The organism is Nitrospirota bacterium (assembly GCA_016194305.1).
In the GTDB taxonomy this organism is placed as follows: Bacteria; Nitrospirota; Nitrospiria; order JACQBW01; family JACQBW01; genus JACQBW01.
The window spans coordinates 69,495-87,259 of the sequence record JACQBW010000019.1 but is presented as its reverse complement, the minus strand read 5'-3'; the positions used below and the strand labels follow the sequence as shown (position 1 = coordinate 87,259).

The following is a 17,765-nucleotide window of genomic DNA, read 5'->3' as shown; positions in this document are numbered from 1 at the left end:
AATCCCATTTTTTATGAAAATTGCCACGGCGGAAGAGAAACTCAATATTCGAATGGAGGACCTGAAGGAAAGAATCAAGTGGTTAAACATCGTCAGAGTCTCCCTGATGACGCTTCTTTTCGGAGCCTCTCTCCTTTTTCAGATCGGGACCATTAATTCACCTCTGTCTCTCTATTTTCCCTCCGTCTTGCTCGGTTATATTTATTTTCTCACTTTGGGCTATTTTTATCTGTTAAATCGGATGGAAAATCTCGTCCATCTTTCACTGGTTCAGCTTTCGATAGACGTGTTTATTGAGACCTTGCTGGTGATGTTTACCGGATCTGTTGAAAGTCCGTTCTCGTTTCTTTATATCCTTTCCATTATATCCGGGGCTCTCTTATTAAATCGTTTTGGAGCCTTTTTTGTCGCATCGCTTGCATTCATATTATACGGTACCGTGGTTGACCTGGAGTACTTTAAATGGGGCGTGTTTGGCTATTTCAGTCCGACTAATATTTCAGAACGCGAGGTGTTTTACTCTTTTTTTCTTTACCTTATTATTTTCTTTACGGTTGCATTGATGAGTGGTCTCCTTTCCGAGAAATTGAACAGGACCCGAAAGGAACTGGCTGAACGGGATCGGGGATTATTGGCGTTACGGGCTTTTCATGAAAATGTGGTACGCAGCATGGGTAGCGGATTATTAACCACGGACCTGAAGGGAAGCATTCTATCCTTTAATACGGCCGCTGAAACCATTTCGGGTTATCTTCGGGAAGAGGTTATCGATAAAAAATGGTGGACTGTTTTCGGGTGGCCGGGAATTCCCGTTTCCCAGGAGCAGTGGGAAATGAAATTCGGAACGATTCGATTTGACAAGGAAGGCAAAAAGAAAAATGGAACTCGTCTCCTGATTGGCATGACGTTATCGGCGTTAAAAAACGATGAGGGTGAACAAAGGGGTTTTGTCGGAACCTTTCAGGACTTAACCAAAATTAGAGAGATGGAAGAGTCTATTAAACTTAAGGAACGGCTGGCTCACTTAGGAGAGATGGCCGCAGGTATTGCCCATGAGATCAGGAATCCACTGGCGTCCTTGAGCGGTTCAATGGAAGTCCTCAGGCAAGAATTGAACTTAAAGGACCATCAACATAAATTGATGGAAATTGCGCTGAAGGAGGCAGAGAGATTAAATCATTTGATCTCCGATTTTCTGAATTACGCGAGGCCTCGCTCCCCACAAAGAACGATGACACAAATAAAATCCTATATTGAGGAAGAAATCTTTTTCTTTCAGAACTCCGGAGCCTGTGCTCAGGGGGTTCAAGTTGACCTGATCCTGGACCCCCTGTTAGCCACTGTGTTTTTAGATCAGGATATGATCAAACAGGTGTTCTGGAATCTCCTGTTAAACGCATCTGAAGCCATGCCGAACGGGGGAATCATAAAAATTCGAGCCGGAAAGGAACCTTCGAAAAATGAAAAGTCGTATTGGTTTCTTTCATTTGAGGACAATGGTATCGGAATTCCGAGCAATTCAATTGGTAGGGTATTTAATCCATTCTATTCCACTAAAGATCATGGCACCGGACTCGGTCTATCCATTGTTCACCGGATTGTTGAAGAAAATGGCGGAAAGATATCCGTTAAAAGTGGTTCCGGTGAAGGAACCGAATTCAAACTTGTTTTTCCAATTTTGCAAGATGAACAAACGTTAATCGTGGATCGCGTCAAGGAGTATTTGATTGGCTAAAATTCTGATTGTCGATGACGAGAAAAGCATGAGGGAATTCCTGGGCATTGTTCTCTCCAACGAAGGATATGCCGTGACGACCGCATCTGACGGTGAGGAGGCCATTCAGCAGATCGGAAAGGACATTTTTGATCTCGTCATTACGGATATCAAGATGCCGAAAATGAGCGGCCTGGATGTATTAAAAGGGGTCAAAGAAGTCTCTCCGGACACCCTTGTCTTAATGATAACTGCATTTGCGACGACAGAAACCGCGATAGAGGCCATGAAGCAGGGAGCCTACAATTATTTGATAAAACCGTTCAAAATTGACGAGGTAAAGCTGATCATTCGAAATGCGCTCGAAAAACAGTCTCTCCGCAAGGAAAACAGTCAGCTGCGCCATTCCTTGAATGAACTGGTTTCGCCACGAAATATTGTTGGAAAAAGCCAGGCTTTGAGTAAAATTCTCGATTTGATCGAAAAAATCTCTGATAGCAGCAGCAATATCCTGATTACGGGAGAGAGCGGAACCGGAAAGGAGCTGGTGGCCCGTGCTATTCACGAAAGATCGGGACGAAGGGAAAAACCTTTTGTGACCGTAAACTGCAGCGCTCTCCCAGAGAACCTGCTGGAAAGCGAACTTTTCGGACATATGAAAGGATCTTTCACCGGGGCCGTTATGAATAAACAGGGACTGTTCGAGATTGCGGATGGCGGAACACTCTTCCTGGATGAAATAGGGGATACGTCGTTATCCATACAGGTCAAACTGCTCCGAGTCCTCCAGGAAAGGGAGTTTAGAAGAGTGGGCGGGACGAAAGATATTAAAGTTGACGTGCGGATTGTCGCCGCGACGAATAAAGATTTGGTAAAAGCTGTTGCCGAAAGCTCATTTCGGGAAGATCTCTTTTACCGTCTTGATGTGATTCCGGTTTTCCTTCCTCCTTTAAGAGAGCGAAAAGATGATATTCCGCTGTTGTCCGACTTCTTTCTAAAAAAATTCAATAAGCTTTTAAATAAGCAACTTCTCGGTATTGATCAGGAAGCGATTAATGTCTTGATGGAACAGGAGTGGAAAGGAAACGTTCGAGAACTTGAAAATATGCTTGAGAGAGTTGTCTCGCTCACCTCAAATTCCAGGATCATGAAAGAAGATGTATTGGCGAGCATGCGTCCTATCGCGTTGTCGGATTCTGTAAAGATTCGGGAAATTCCGGAAGCTGGAGTGGATCTGGAAAAATATATTGAAGAAGTCGAAAAGGACATTTTAATTAAGGCGCTGGAAAAGACCCGCTGGGTAAAGACGGAGGCAGCTAAATTGCTCCATCTGAATTTCAGATCCTTTAGGTACAGGCTCGACAAGTACCAGATCGACAAACAACCCTCGTAATCCGCTGAAAAAAGATTTATCTGTTACGTTCTCGCCTTCCAGTCCTCTCAACGTACCGTAATCGTACGCCTTCGTCGCTCGAAAAATTGCGGCCTGACGACCTACGACCAGTTTTAATCCAATAGTGGAAGTCCTCCACAGGCGACATCTAAACCTTTTTGAGCAGATTAAGGGATTCTTGTCTTTCGGGCAAGAAGCATCGCTTCCTGGCTCGGAACAAAACCGAATTTTTTGTAAAATTCCGGCTGTTTGGTGTTTAACCAGAACCGATCGACGTTTCTGAGTGAGGGATGGGCAATGATTTTTTCAACGATCATCGATCCGATCCCTTCTTGTTGGTAATCTGGACGAACGATGACATCCCAGATAGTTGCTCGAAAAACTTTGTCCGACAAAACTCGTGCGAAACCGACCAACAGGTCCCTTTCCCATGCAGAAATCACCAAAGTAGATTGTGCGAGGGCTCTTTTGATGTCAGCAAGTGAACGATCTTTGGCCCAGGGGGCATGTTGATAGAGTTCTTTCAGAAGAGCGATGTCGATGCTCTTGGACTCTTTAAGGGTAATCTGTTTTGGCATGCTGAAAAAGTTTCAGAATCGGAAGGGAAGAATGAGTCCTTCTGTAAGGTGTCAGGGGTAAAGGGCAAGGGATATCAAGACCTGAACTTTGCCCCCGACGCTTCACCCCTGTCTCCTCACAAGATTCTAAGCGATCAGTTTTGCATCCATCGTGATCTTGGCATTTAGCAGACGAGAGATGGGACAACCGGCTTTTGCATTGTTGGCGGCTGTTTCAAATTTAGATTTGTCGGCTCCCGGAATTTTAACGGTCGTATTCAAATGAATTGAAGTGATGGTAAATCCCGCTTCCAGTTTTTCCATCGTCAAAGAGGCCGTTGTTTCAATACTTTCAGCGGTCATGCCAGCATTGCCTAGCTGTCCTGAAAGAGCCATTGAGAAACATCCAGCATGGGCGGCCGCGATTAATTCTTCAGGATTTGTTCCCGCAGCATTTTCGAAGCGTGTTCCGAATGAATACTGGGTGTTTTTCAATACTCCGCTCGGCGTTGAAATCGTTCCTTTTCCTTCCTTTAAATTTCCGTTCCATGCGGCTGATGCTTTGCGATTGATGGACATAATTGCCTCCTTTTTGATTCCCGTTATTAATGGATTGTTAATTTGAGCGAATTCTCTCAAGTTCTCATTCAAGACGCTGAAGTGGGTAGCCTAACATATTTAGATCTTTGAGGGCCAGAAAAAACTTGGCCAGCTTGGCACCCATGAAAGTAATGGTTTAAAAACAAGATGAATTTTATTATGATGGAAAATCGAAGTGACCTCAGAGGGTTTGAAATGAAACGATTCTATTTCTTGTTGAAAGTCGTGATGACCGGATTTCTCCTCACAGGATTCGGGAGTGTCCCGGGTTTTGCGTATGAAATGGGAGAGACACTCCATGGTGGATCTCTGACAGGGAAGGTCAAATTGAGGGGGCCTGTTCCTGAAAATCGAACGTTTCCGATCGCCCTTTATGAATATGGCGTCTATTGCAAAAAGATTTCTGATGGAAACGGACATGTACTCCTGAAAGAATTCCATGTTGATCTTGAAGGAGGATTGCAGGATGTCGTGATTGCCATTCAGGATGTAAAAAGAGGAAAACCATTTCGATATATTAAAAATGAATTCGTAGCTGTGAATTGTATGTTTCACCCCTACGATGTAGCTGATGCCGAACAGTTTGAGACCCATGAAGGAACATTGACCCATGTCCATCCTCTCGTGATGATTCTGAGAAACGATTCTCCGTTAGCTGTTTTAAATCGTGATCCAATCGTGCACAATGGACAAGTGTATCAGCCGGAAAAAGGCAATGTCATCTTGAACTTTCCGATACCGGTCGCCGACAATAGGCATGGCGGGAGTCTCCACTTTGAAGAGGGAATGAAAATAGCACAGATGATTTGCGGCATGCACGAATATATGCAGACTTGGGGTTGGATTGTGGACAATCCTTACTATGCTAAAACGGGGAAAGACGGGAAGTATATGATTGATCGAATTCCGCCTGGGAGTTACCACGTTACGGCGTGGCACCCGCATATGAAGCCGGTAGAGAAAGAGATTGTGATTCCACCTCAGGGGGCAGTTGATCTTGATTTTGAATTTGAATCTCAGGAAGTTGAACGCCCCTTATATGAAACGCAGGAACAGTTCCGCATTGGTCCCGGTTATCGTCCGAAAGAAGATCTCATGGGCTGTGAAGGACCGTACTGTGTCCATCGACACGACCACTAACTTTGGAAAGCTCGGTTCCCGAACTTGGGCTTGAGGCGGAATTTCTCAAAACGGTTCGGTTGAATCATGAAGTGCCTTTTCCAGAAATCTTGCTATGAATTCGGGTGGCTGGGCTCCCCGGACGACGTAACGGCCGTTGATCAGAATGTTCGGCACCCCCAGGACGCCTCTGTTGTGAGAGAGCGCTTTTTCGACTTGAACCTCATCTTTTCCCTGGGATGAATCGAGAAATGGTCTCACTTCGGCGGGGTCAAGCCCCGCGGTTATGGCGATTTCAACGAGTGTATGATGATCTCCAATAAATTTCCCTTCAAGAAACACGGCTCTAAAAAGAGCCTCTACGAGTTGATTCTGCCGGCCTGTCCGGTTGGAAAACCAGACCAGACGATGCGCATCAAATGTATTGGGCAGACGCTCGATACGATCAAATTCAAGATGCAGTCCTATTGATCCGGCGGCTTCCTGAACCCGATGCTGAACATTTTGAAACTCCTCCTCATCTCCAAATTTATTTGATAGATATTCGTGATAATTGACACCACCTTGCGGAAGGTGAGGGTTGAGTTCAAATGGTTTCCAGGAGAGTTTCAGTTCCGAAGAAGTTGAAACGAGAGTCAACGCTTTTTCGAGATGCCTTTTCCCGATAAAACACCAGGGGCAGACCAGATCCGAAACAATATCAACATTCAAACTTTTCTTTCCGGTGATCGTCACCCTTTAGACTTCCTGACCGGACCCCACTGCGGAAGAGTCATGATGACTTCCCATTCCCTGGCCGTGACGGGTTGTACTGAAAGCCGCATTCCGCGCTGGAGCAATTTCATCTCTTGAAGAGACGGAATCGTACGGAGCTGTTTCAGAGAAATGATTTCGCGACATTTTCGGACCAACATAATCTCGATTGTGAACCAGGTGGGCGATTTCGAAACGCTCTTGGGATCGTAATGAGGATCTGCCGGATTGAATGCAGAGGGATCTGGATATCCCTCCCGTACCACGACTGCTTCACCCGCAATTCCGATGGAATCTGAACTGCTATGATAAAAAAGAACGCCGTCGCCTTTTTTTATCTGGTCCCGCAGAAAGTTTCTCGCCTGGTAATTCCGGACGCCGTCCCACGAAGCCGTACCATTTCTGGACTTTTCCAGATCCTCAATCGAGAATGTGGAAGGTTCTGATTTCAAAAGCCAGTGCTGTTCTGTTATATTCAATTTTGAGTCGGTCACAAGATTGTCCTATATGATGTAATCATAATTGGATCAGATTTTCAACTTCGGAGTAGCCTTAACGTTAAAAACATTGTATGTTACCTGGATTAGAAGTTCAGCGCATGCTCACTCGAGGTACATATGACCTATACAATCGTGGCTCTCCAACAAGGTGAGAGGGAATGGCTCGACTGGCGATGTCAAGGAATAGGAGCGTCGGATGCTCCGACGATTATGGGAGAAAATCCCTGGAAGACACCCGAGGAACTTCTGTCCGAGAAATGTGGAGGCAAAAGAGAAGGCCCGAATGCTGCGATGATAAGAGGGACGGCGCTTGAACCTTTGGCAAGAAAACAGTTCGAGGCCAAAGTTGGCATTCAGGTCGATCCCGCCTGCCTTCAAAGTGTTGAATACGAATGGCTCCGTGCAAGTGTCGATGGTTTAGCCAGGAATGGAAATACGGTTGTCGAAATTAAATGCGGCGAGAGTGTTTACCGCAAGGCTTCAATTTATCGAAAAGTGCCAGACTATTACTACGGTCAGTTACAGCATATTCTGGCAGTCACTGATCTTCCCGTCATCGATTTTTACTGTTACCTTCCGGATAAGCCGGATATACATCTTCAAATTGCCAGAAACGATCATTATATTATACGTCTGCTCGAGACAGAGAGTTTATTTTGGGAGCAGGTTCTCGAAAAGAAGAAATTGATTGGTTGACCCGAACTTGATTTAATCCGTAATAGAAACGCCATATTGATTTAGGCATTCATATAGGGAGACTCAAAATGATTAAAGAATTTAAAGCTTTTATCATGAGGGGTAATGTAGTCGATATGGCAGTGGGAATTGTCGTTGGGGCCGCATTCGGCAAAATCGTGGCTTCTTTGGTGAACGATGTTTTATTGCCGCCGATAGGCCTCCTGATAGGTGGCGTTGATTTCAGCAATCTATTTATTACCCTCAGAGGGGAATCCTTTCCGACGTTGGCAGCCGCACAGGCGGCTGGAGCCCCCACATTACGGTATGGGGTTTTCATTAATTCCCTTGTTGATTTTTTAATTGTTTCTGCCGCAATATTTATGGTGGTTAAAGCGATGAATCGTTTGAGAAAGGGAGAAGTCGCAGTCCCAAAAGAAATAACGACGAAGCCATGTCTGGAGTGTCTGTCTGAAATTCCGATTGCAGCAAAAAGATGTGCGCACTGCGGTTCTCCCGTTCAACCTTGAACCGGCCGGAGTGAAAGAATGGGAAGAATCAATAGTATAAGGAGATTGCCTCCTTTTGAACATTGGAGTCATCCAGCCCCATCAAACTTCTTCTCGTCGAAAATAGCCCGAAAAAGATCTGGAATGTCGATCGTAATCGGGACCCTTCAGTTGCGAATTATAAATCGTATGGATTTTCAGGTTTTATCGCAAGGGCTCACAGCCTGATTGATCTCAGTAATATTCTCCAGAAAATAATTCCATAGAATAATCCGTAAGTACAAAATCAAATTATTTCAAATAAAATTTATTAATCTCCCGATCGTCTTGTTTTCAAGACCCGCTTCACGGCCTCGCTCACTTCAAAGGCGCGGTACGGTTTCTTGAGTCGATCTGAAAAGCCAAAACGGTTAAAATCGGACATGGCCGGATCATTTGAATAACCACTTGAAACAATCACTTTCACCCGGGGTTCGAGATCGCGCAGCATTTGCAGGATCTCGACTCCGCCCATATCTCCCGGAACAGTCAGATCTGTGATGACCAGATCAAACGGATGACCGGAATTTAATTCATCTTTATAGATTTGAACAGCTTCGGTTCCTTTTTTGACTAATTTGGCGGAATATCCGAGATAAGTCAGAATTTCGCCGGCGAGACTAAGGATACTCTCTTCATCATCCACGACGAGAATCCTCCCATTTCCTCTGGTCATGGTATCGGACTCAATAACTTCTTGAGGAATAACGGCGAGAGGTGCGGCAGGCAGATAGATAAAAAAGGTGGTTCCCCCTTCCGAATTGGATTCCGCCGTAATATATCCCTGATGTCTTTTGATAATCGAATGCGTGATCGAAAGACCCAGACCGCTCCCATGGGTTTTGGTCGTAAAATAGGGATCAAAAATCTTTAAAAGGTGTTCTTTCGGAATGCCGACCCCTTGATCCTTTATCGTGATGAGCAGGTAATTTCCCTTTCGGATGGCCATCTCATGTGTGGCCGAATCTTCCACCGAATGGTTACCGGCTTCAATTCGAATCGCCCCTCCGGACGGCATCGCCTGTTTCGCATTGATCGTCAAATTTTGAATGACCTGGATGATCTGTCCCTCATCTGCTTCAATCGGCCAGAGGCCTTCTTGAAAGAAATGCTGGCATTGGACATTCGAGCCCGTCAGGGCAAACTGGACGGAGTGCTCAATCAGGGTTTGAATGGAAACGATCTTCTTGATAGGCGCTCCCCCTTTGGAAAAGGTAAGAAGCTGTTTTGCGAGTTCTGAGGCCCGCAAGGTGGCCCGTTCCGCCTCGTCCAATCTGGTCAAGAGCTGCGATCTTGACTCGAGGAAAGATTTGGCGAGCGAGATATTTCCCAAAACCGCTGTTAAGATATTGTTGAAATCATGGGCAATTCCTCCTGCCAGAAGTCCCAAAGACTCGAGTTTTTCTATCTTCATCTCGTCCTCCTCCCGGCTTCTGCGATCCGTAATATCGGTAGAGACACCACACACAGCGTATACGTCTCCATGATTGTCTACCAGCGGGAATTTTACAGAAATATAGTAATGAACTCCATCACCATGAGGTGCGGTCTCATCGAATTCCAGGGGCGCTTTCTTTTTGATGACCTCCCGATCATTGGCTCGAAATTTTTCTGCCAGTTCGGCCGGAAAAATATCGTAGTCCGTTTTTCCGACGACGTCATTTTTTGAAATGAGGAATAATTCTTTAAATTTTCTGTTAACCAGCAAATACTTGCCGTCGAGGTCTTTCAGATATATGACGGCAGTCGAGTTATCGATTACGGCACGAAGTCTCTCTTCGCTTTTCTGCAGGATTTCTTCGGCGTTTTTCTTTTCCGTAACGTCCCGGCTAATACCAAAAAATCCGATTATTTTATCTTCATGGTTCCGGACGGGTCCTCTTGTTGTTAAGAAAGTACGGTCCGTTCCATTGATCGATATCCTGGTTTCACTGGTATCTATTTTCCCAGACTTCAGGATCATCCGGTCTTTTTCTTCGAAAATTCGGACGTATTGGGGTGAAAAGAATTCTGACATATGTTTCCCGACGATTTCTTCGGAAGGCTTTCCGAGAATTCGCGACGCACTGGAATTAATCATTAAATAACGTCCATCAAGATCAATTAAATAAATCGAATCATTTGTTCCTTCCACGATTGATCTTAATAAGTTATGACCCTCTCTCAGCCTGGTTTCGGACAGTTTTTGATTGGTGATGTCAGCTATTGTGGAAACCATTCCAATCTTGTTTCCGTGCCCGTCCGTAAGAGGAGCGCTCTTGATGAGAACAGGAAAACGTTCACCATCCTTTCTCTGAAACCGGATTTCAATTTCCGGTGGACTGTCGGTCAGAAAACGGCTCTTTAAAATCTCGAAGATCTTATCCGTGTCTTCGGGTGGCCAAAATGGGAAGGGGGGAGTCTGCCCGAGCAGTTCCTGTTCACTCCATCCCACGATTTTACAAAATGCAGGGCTCACGTATATGATCTTTCGGGTTATGTTGGCCATCGCCACAACGCCTGCCTGCATGGCTTCTTCGATCGGTTTACGATAGGCATGTTCCGTCCGAAGAGTTTCCTCAGCGAGTTTCTGTTGGGTAATATCCCGACTGATACCGATCAGCCCGATAATTTTTCCATGATGGTCGCGAAAGGGCGATTTCGTCGTGAACATGGTTCTAGGCCCCTCAGGTCCATTGAGAGTCACTTCGTACGATATTGATTTCCCTGTTTGAAAAACCGCCTGGTCCGTTTCTTCCATGGAGTTTTTGCTCATACTCGGGATTGGCAAATCTCGGTTTGTCTTCCCAATCATCTCCTCAGGTCTTTTCCCGAGGTTGCCTGCGGCAGTTGAATTGAGCAGTAAAAACCGACCCTCATTGTCTTTGACGAAAATCGTATCTGTTGTTTCTTCCATAAGGGCGAGGAGCAGATCATGGTACTCCTGATGTTTTGTCTGAAGCCGGGATTTTTTGGCAAGCTGTCCCTCCATTTTATGGAGTGATATTTCCATCTTCTTGAATTTTATCGCGTAATTGATGGCTTGAAACAATAATTGGGGATCTAATTTATTTTTGAACAGGCAGTCCTGAGCACCCAATTGGAGAGTCTCGTTCGCAAAGTTCTTATCGACTCGATCCATGAGGATGATGAGAGGAACATTCAGAGCAGCCACCGTTCTAATTTCATTGATTGACAAAGAGTGCTGAGGACCCTCAGTTTGCACAGAGAGAAGAATAAGATCGAACTTTTTCTCCTTTAGAATGGAAGAAGCGGTTTTTATGGAAGATTTTTGAATCGTTTTAATTGGGGTTTCTTTTGTCCCGACTATCAGTTTGACTAATTTTTTTCTTTCATTTGGACTGCTTTCGACCAATAAGACTCTTATTAGGTTTACGCTCATCAAGTCGACCTCGCGCGAAGAATATTATTTCCAAATCGATAAAGAGGTAGAATATCATTTTCTATATAGAGAAATCGATATTCTCTTTTTCATCAACTCATTGCGGATCGAAAACAGTTTGGAAAGAAGGAATAAATAAAAAGATTAAAGTTAGAATGAGTTTTTGAGTTGGGAATAAGAAAATGCCGAAATGATTCTAGAGAGCGCGAGTCGAGTGTGCATGGGAGTGATTAAAACGTCCTGAAAATTTGAGGACAAGGGATTTAGCGGGGAAAAGGGTCTCCTTTACACAACAAGCGATTAGACGGGACCAAAGAAGACTGTCGGGATTAGATAGCTCCGCTGAAGAAGAGACCGCTCCGCTCATCTAGCAAGGTAATGTCCCCAACGAGATTTGAACTCGTGTTACCGCCGTGAAAGGGCGATGTCCTGGGCCGGGCTAGACGATGGGGACCCTGTGGCAGATTGCTGAAAAAGGGACCATCGACGTCTTTCTCGAATCTCGGCTTCCTCAACGTACCGAAAAGTACGCCTGCGTTGCCTCGTTTCTCGGGCCTTGTCGCTGGACCTTTTTGACCAATCTGCTTGTGTAACTGTTAGCCGCTCAAAAATCTGCGGTTTGGGGGCATCGGAGGATTGCGCTTTGCGAATCCTCACGGGCCCCCAAATATAATATGAGCCGCGTTGGATTCGAACCAACGACACCCGCCTTAAAAGGGCGGTGCTCTACCAACTGAGCTAGCGGCTCTAAAACAAGAGAGCTAATTTAACAAATCAATTAATGCAAGTCAAGAAAAAGGGTGGTCAACGAATATTGTCTGATTTCTTTTTGAACCGGTTGAAATCATTTCGATTTTGCACTGGCACCACGCTTCAATTTTTTTCAGGTAACTTTGAGCGTTTTTTGGAAGTTTGTCGTACTGAGTGATTCCGACTGTGGGTGTTTTCCAACCTGGAAGGATTTCATAGACCGGTTCCGCCCCGAAAAGAATGGTCTGGTCGGTCGGCATCTCCTGGTAGACTTTTCCGTTATACCGATAGGCGGTACAGACTGAAATCGTATCGAATGAGTCCAGCACGTCAAGTTTTGTGATAGCGAGACTTGAAAGTCCATTGACCATGACAGCGTATCGTACTGATAAAACATCAAACCAACCGCATCGTCTGGCGCGACCGGTGGTTGAGCCGAACTCTTTTCCGATTTTCCGGAGGTTTTCGCCCTCGGCACCCTGTAATTCCGAAGGAAATGGTCCGCTTCCGACACGGGTCGTGTATGCTTTCGCGACGCCCAATACTTTGTTAATTGAAGTCGGACCCACTCCCGCGCCGGTACAAGCTCCTCCTGCAACTGCGCTCGATGAGGTAACAAATGGATACGTTCCGTGGTCAATATCGAGATGCGTTCCCTGGGCCCCTTCGAACAAGACCTTTTTTTTATTTTGTATTGCCTGATTGATCATCAAATAAGTATCGGCAGTATGTTCTGTAATCTCTTTGGCATATCCCATATATTCCTGATACACCGATTCAAGTTCAAATCCCTTGGCCCGGTACAAATGTTCGAGAAAAAAGTTCATCTCGGTCAAATTTGTTTTTAATTTCTCACGAAAGAGATGGGGATCGAGGAGGTCAGAAACCCGGATTCCGATCCGGGAGATTTTATCGGCATAACTGGGTCCTATTCCCCGGCCGGTAGTGCCGATCTTTCTGTTCCCTTTTAGGTTTTCACTTTCCCGGTCAATTGCCCGGTGATAGGGCATAATGAGATGGGCACTCTTGCTGATCCAGAGATTTCGGGCAACTTCAATATTTCTTTTGACAAGTAGTTCTTTTTCTTCAATAAATGCCGCGGGATCGAGTACAACCCCGTTTCCGATAATACAGGTTTTCCCCGGATGAAGAATTCCGGAAGGGATTAAATGCAGAATAAATGTTTCCTGATCGACCATGACCGTGTGACCGGCATTATGGCCTCCGGCATAACGGACAATCATATCGGACTGTTCGGATAAGATATCGACGATTTTTCCTTTTCCTTCGTCTCCCCATTGGGCGCCAACAATCACTAAAGTGGACATCTCATTCCTAAAGTCGAAGATCTCAATAAAAAAAGCTCTGAAAAAAATTTCCAGAGCCGATGAAAGGTAAAATAGTAATATTTTGCTTTTATTTTGTCAATGATTTCCTTCAAAAGCCTCTGAATTTTCAAAGGAAAATGTTTTTCTTGACCTCTATTTTTAACTTTGTTAAACTTGACAATCTTAATCATTTTAAAGTCAATCGAAATCCGCATTAAAAAGTTCTTGTAAAATCAATTAGTTTAACTGGAAAAGAGCGTCAAATTGCCTAAAGAAAATCATTCAAAAGAAATCGAAATCGGCCTGACGTTTGACGATGTCTTGTTGCTCCCTGCCTATAGCAATACGCTTCCGAGAGAGGTGAACACCGAAACGTTATTGACCCAAAATATCGCGTTAAAAATTCCGATTGTCAGCGCCGCGATGGATACCGTTACGGAATCACGCCTGGCGATCGCACTGGCCCGCGAAGGGGGAATTGGAATCATTCATCGGGCTTTTTCGATCAAGGAACAGGTGGCGGAGGTCGAACAGGTGAAGAAATCCGAAAGCGGGATGATTATCAATCCGATTACGATCTCTCCGGAACAGAAAATCGGTGACGCTTTTGCAATCATGTCGCAGTTCCATATTTCGGGAATTCCGGTTGTGTTAAATAATAAGCTGGTCGGCATTTTGACCAATCGTGATCTCAGGTTTGAAAAGAGAATGAATCTAAAAGTTTCCGAAGTCATGACGAAGGAGAATTTGATTACCGTTCCAGAAGGAACGACTTTGATGGAAGCTCGTGAAATTCTGCAGAAAAATCGTATCGAAAAACTTCCCGTCGTAAACAGAAAATTTGAGTTGAAGGGATTGATTACCATTAAAGATATTGAAAAAGAAATTGTTTATCCCCACTCCTGCAAAGATAAATTAGGCCGACTCAGAGTCGGTGCGGCGGTTGGAGTCGGACGCGATTCAATGGAGAGAGTGGATGCCCTGGTGAAGGCGGCGGTCGATGTCGTCATTGTCGATACAGCCCATGGACATGCGCAGTCGGTTCTCGATACCGTCAGAAACGTCAAAAGGAAACATCCGAGATTAGAGGTTGTCGGAGGAAATATTGCAACAGGGGAGGCGGCCGCCGCTTTAATGAAGGCAGGTGTGAATGGCCTGAAAGTGGGTGTCGGTCCGGGTTCAATTTGTACAACCCGCATTGTTGCGGGAGCAGGCGTTCCCCAGATTACTGCCATTTCTAAAGTCGCCGAAGTGGCGGCTAAAGGAAAAATTCCTGTCATCGCTGACGGCGGGATCAAGTTTTCGGGGGATATTACTAAAGCCATTGCCGCGGGAGCCAATTCCGTGATGATCGGGGGTATGTTTGCGGGTACTGAGGAATCACCGGGAGAATCTGTGATTTACCAGGGGAGAAGCTATAAAGTCTACCGGGGTATGGGATCCCTCGGTGCGATGGAACGCGGGGGGAGAGACCGATATTTTCAGGAAGGGGAGCCTCAGCATAAATTAGTGCCTGAAGGGATTGAAGGAAGAGTGCCTTATAAAGGTTCGATGTCTGCCATTGTTTATCAGCTGGTGGGCGGTCTTCGATCAGGCATGGGATATTGCGGTTGCGAAACGATTGAAGAACTTAGGAAGAATGGAAAATTCATCCGGCTCACTCAGGCGGGATTGAGAGAAAGCCATGCGCACGATGTCATCATTACTAAAGAAGCGCCGAACTATCAAAGAGAATGGGACCGCTAAATGCATGAGGATCGAGAAAAGGTCGTTATCCTTGATTTTGGTTCGCAGTACACGCAGCTGATCGCCCGTCGAATCAGGGAGAGCAGTGTCTATTGCGAAATTTTCCCCTATAACGCTCCCTATTCCAGAATAAAAGAGTTTCAACCGAAGGGTATTATCCTATCGGGCGGTCCGGCCTCGGTTTACACGGCGAAATCTCCTCTTTGCGACAAACGCGTCTTTGACATGAAAGTTCCGATACTCGGTATCTGCTATGGGATGCAACTCATGACCAAAGTGTTGGGAGGCGAAGTCATCAAGTCAGTCCGAAGGGAGTTTGGAAAGTCTGATATGTTTATTGACGACTCTTCCGATCTTTTCAAGGATATTACCACCTTTACGCTGTCCTCGGTGATCACCGTCTGGATGAGCCACGGAGACAAGATTGAAAAAATGCCCCCGGGTTTTATTAGAGCGGGGCACACTGAAAATTCCCCCATCGCGGCGATGAAAGAGGCCAAAAAAAGATTCTACGGCATTCAGTTTCATCCCGAAGTGGCTCATACCCCGATGGGAATCAAAATTCTTCAAAATTTTGTATACGGTGTCTGCGGATGTTCACCAACCTGGACGGTCTCGTCTCTTTTGCATAAAGTCTCGAAGGAAATTCAGGAATTTGTGGGAAATGACCATGTCATCTGTGCGTTAAGCGGCGGAGTGGATTCGACCGTCGCGGCCTCGATCGTTCATCGCGCAGTGGGCAACCAGCTGACCTGTATTTTTGTCAATAATGGACTTCTAAGAAAGGGTGAAGTTGAAAGAGTTGTACATACTTATAAGAATAACTTAAAGTTTAACCTTCAGTATGTCGATGCCTCAAAACGATTCCTATTGAAATTAAAAAAGATCGTTGATCCGGAAAGAAAGAGAAAACTGATTGGAACAGAATTTATAAAGGTCTTTGAGCAAGAGGCCAAAAAATTGAAGAAAGTGGGCAGAGTCAAGTTTCTGGTTCAGGGGACGCTTTATCCCGACGTGATCGAATCAGTTTCGTTTAAAGGTCCGTCGGCCAAAATTAAAACCCATCACAATGTAGGTGGTCTTCCCAAGAAGATGAAATTCAAAATCATCGAGCCGCTCAGAGAACTTTTTAAAGATGAAGTCAGAAAGTTAGGCCATGAATTGGGCGTGCCGGATGAAATTTTGTGGCGTCAGCCCTTTCCCGGACCTGGGTTGGCCGTTCGAATCATAGGCGAGGTCACTAAGAACCGGCTGGAAATACTTAAGGAAGCGGATGCCATCGTCAGTGACGAAGTTCAAAAATTTCCGATTTACAAGACAATTTGGCAGTCATTTGGGGTTCTCCTTCCCATTAAGACAGTGGGCGTGATGGGTGATGAAAGAACCTATGAAAATGTACTGGCGATTCGTGCCGTCACCAGCCAGGATGGGATGACAGCCGATTGGGTCCGGTTGCCTTACGAACTCCTTGGGAGCCTTTCGAATAGAATTATTAATGAAGTAAAAGGCGTCAACCGGGTCGTCTATGATATCAGTTCAAAGCCACCCGCAACCATTGAATGGGAATAACTTGGTCCCTTGATAAGGAGCCATCTGCGGTGTTGTCGCTTCAGCCTTGATCCTCATGTACTTACATTGTACACTCCGGTACAAGGCTTTGCTCCGCCTTGCATATGACCCCTTCTGAATGGCCCTTATGAAGGATGTTGGTCATCTTCGGAACTGTGGTCTTGCGACCCTCCTCCAAAAGTTTAATGGGGGAAGTCCCCGGCAGGGGATCTCTGAAGTTTTTGAGCAAGCATGTTAACCTGAGTCTGATATAAGGAAAAAGAAGAGTGTTAGAACGATTACAGAAAATCATATCCAAATCGGGGGTGACTTCCCGAAGGAAAGCGGAAGAATTGATCCTGAGCGGCCTGGTCACCGTCAACGGCAAAGTCGTGACTGAAATGGGAAGCAAGGCGGATTCAGACCAGGATCATATCAAAGTGAATGGCAAGCTGATCAATCCCAAACAGACCAAAGTTTGTATTCTACTGAACAAGCCTAAAAACTATATCACTTCGATGAGTGATCCTGAAGGTCGTCCGACGGTCCTGTCGCTATTAAAGGGAATTAAAGGGAGGGTTTATCCGGTTGGAAGGCTCGATTACGATACGGAAGGTCTTTTGTTGCTGACCAACGACGGAGATCTGGCCAACGCATTGATGCATCCCAAAAGCGAAATTCAGAAAACCTATCAGGTCAAATTAAAAGGGGTATTGGAAGAGGGAGAAATCAAGAAGCTGGAGGAGGGGGTCGTTCTGTTCGGAAAAAAAACCGCTCCGGCTTCAATAAAAAAGCTGGGCATTACCGAAGAAAACTCCTGGATTGAAATGAAAATTCATGAGGGTAAAAATCGTCAGATTAAAAATATGCTCTTGAAATTGAGACATCCGGTTCTGAAAATCAAGAGAACCCGATACGCATTTCTTGATTTAAATGACGTTCCGACAGGGATGTTTCGGTATCTCGATTCCAAGGAGATTAAAATGCTCAAGAATCTTGCAGTGCCCCTTGCACCTGCAATTCGTCGAGTTCCTAGGAGAGCCGTCAATCAATTCAATGGTCTTGAATCGCCTCTTCACAGGCCTGGCCACTAACTCTTCCGCAGTTTGATCGCATAGATTTCCGATAGGGTCGAACTGGGACTTTCCCAAT

The 17,765-nt window shown here is 45.3% G+C and carries 14 protein-coding genes and 2 tRNA genes; 8 read left to right on the top strand and 8 right to left on the bottom strand.

The features are described from left to right. Nucleotides 1-13 precede the first annotated feature (13 nt). Together HY200_07160 and HY200_07155 are read left to right on the top strand one after the other, a co-directional pair. Nucleotides 14-1,735, top strand: a complete 1,722-nt coding sequence (locus HY200_07160) for a PAS domain S-box protein (GenBank protein ID MBI3594721.1) — start codon at nucleotides 14-16, stop codon at nucleotides 1,733-1,735. Further along, a complete protein-coding gene (locus tag HY200_07155) occupies nucleotides 1,728-3,107 on the top strand; it encodes a sigma-54-dependent Fis family transcriptional regulator (protein MBI3594720.1) in 1,380 nt (459 codons plus the stop codon). The genes HY200_07160 and HY200_07155 overlap by 8 nt, the downstream gene beginning before the upstream one ends. 167 nt (nucleotides 3,108-3,274) lie before the next feature. Here HY200_07155 and HY200_07150 read toward each other — a convergent pair whose 3' ends face one another. Next, nucleotides 3,275-3,685, bottom strand: a complete 411-nt coding sequence (locus HY200_07150; protein MBI3594719.1) for a GNAT family N-acetyltransferase — start codon at nucleotides 3,683-3,685, stop codon at nucleotides 3,275-3,277. Between the two features lie 126 nt (nucleotides 3,686-3,811). Further along, entirely contained in the window at nucleotides 3,812-4,243 is a 432-nt protein-coding gene (locus HY200_07145) for an OsmC family protein (GenBank protein MBI3594718.1), read from the bottom strand. A 216-nt stretch (nucleotides 4,244-4,459) separates the two neighbouring features. Here HY200_07145 and HY200_07140 point away from each other — a divergent pair, with 216 nt between their 5' ends. Next, nucleotides 4,460-5,404: a carboxypeptidase regulatory-like domain-containing protein gene (locus tag HY200_07140; GenBank protein MBI3594717.1), complete on the top strand. Its 945-nt coding sequence runs from the start codon at nucleotides 4,460-4,462 to the stop codon at nucleotides 5,402-5,404. 45 nt (nucleotides 5,405-5,449) lie between these two features. Here the strand turns inward: HY200_07140 and HY200_07135 are convergent, their stop codons facing one another. After that, nucleotides 5,450-6,118, bottom strand: coding sequence for a DsbA family oxidoreductase (locus tag HY200_07135; GenBank protein ID MBI3594716.1), 669 nt, complete (start codon nucleotides 6,116-6,118; stop codon nucleotides 5,450-5,452). After that, nucleotides 6,115-6,609, bottom strand: a complete 495-nt coding sequence (locus tag HY200_07130; protein MBI3594715.1) for an EVE domain-containing protein — start codon at nucleotides 6,607-6,609, stop codon at nucleotides 6,115-6,117. The genes HY200_07135 and HY200_07130 overlap by 4 nt, the downstream gene beginning before the upstream one ends. A gap of 144 nt (nucleotides 6,610-6,753) precedes the next feature. Here HY200_07130 and HY200_07125 point away from each other — a divergent pair, with 144 nt between their 5' ends. Then, the gene (locus tag HY200_07125; GenBank protein ID MBI3594714.1) at nucleotides 6,754-7,332 is read left to right on the top strand and encodes a YqaJ viral recombinase family protein; all 579 of its coding nucleotides are present in this window, start codon (nucleotides 6,754-6,756) and stop codon (nucleotides 7,330-7,332) included. Nucleotides 7,333-7,400: 68 nt separating this feature from the next. Further along, the gene (gene mscL, locus HY200_07120; GenBank protein MBI3594713.1) at nucleotides 7,401-7,841 is read left to right on the top strand and encodes a large-conductance mechanosensitive channel protein MscL; all 441 of its coding nucleotides are present in this window, start codon (nucleotides 7,401-7,403) and stop codon (nucleotides 7,839-7,841) included. A gap of 289 nt (nucleotides 7,842-8,130) precedes the next feature. Here the strand turns inward: mscL and HY200_07115 are convergent, their stop codons facing one another. The 4 genes from HY200_07115 to HY200_07100 all read right to left on the bottom strand — a co-directional run bounded on the left by HY200_07115 (nucleotide 8,131) and on the right by HY200_07100 (nucleotide 13,319). Then, nucleotides 8,131-11,241 carry a PAS domain S-box protein gene (locus HY200_07115; protein MBI3594712.1) on the bottom strand — a complete coding sequence of 1,037 codons (3,111 nt, stop codon included), beginning with the start codon at nucleotides 11,239-11,241 and terminating at the stop codon, nucleotides 8,131-8,133. Nucleotides 11,242-11,620: 379 nt separating this feature from the next. After that, a tRNA-Glu gene (locus HY200_07110) sits at nucleotides 11,621-11,695 on the bottom strand. 221 nt (nucleotides 11,696-11,916) lie between these two features. Then, a tRNA-Lys gene (locus HY200_07105) sits at nucleotides 11,917-11,989 on the bottom strand. A gap of 40 nt (nucleotides 11,990-12,029) precedes the next feature. Further along, nucleotides 12,030-13,319, bottom strand: coding sequence for an adenylosuccinate synthase (locus tag HY200_07100; protein ID MBI3594711.1), 1,290 nt, complete (start codon nucleotides 13,317-13,319; stop codon nucleotides 12,030-12,032). Between the two features lie 291 nt (nucleotides 13,320-13,610). Between HY200_07100 and guaB the strand changes: the two genes are divergently transcribed. From guaB to HY200_07085, 3 genes are all read left to right on the top strand, one after another. Beyond that, entirely contained in the window at nucleotides 13,611-15,065 is a 1,455-nt protein-coding gene (gene guaB, locus HY200_07095) for an IMP dehydrogenase (protein MBI3594710.1), read from the top strand. Then, nucleotides 15,066-16,634, top strand: coding sequence for a glutamine-hydrolyzing GMP synthase (guaA, locus tag HY200_07090; protein MBI3594709.1), 1,569 nt, complete (start codon nucleotides 15,066-15,068; stop codon nucleotides 16,632-16,634). It abuts the gene before it with no gap. A gap of 266 nt (nucleotides 16,635-16,900) precedes the next feature. After that, nucleotides 16,901-17,707 carry an rRNA pseudouridine synthase gene (locus tag HY200_07085; protein MBI3594708.1) on the top strand — a complete coding sequence of 269 codons (807 nt, stop codon included), beginning with the start codon at nucleotides 16,901-16,903 and terminating at the stop codon, nucleotides 17,705-17,707. Nucleotides 17,708-17,765: the final 58 nt, after the last annotated feature.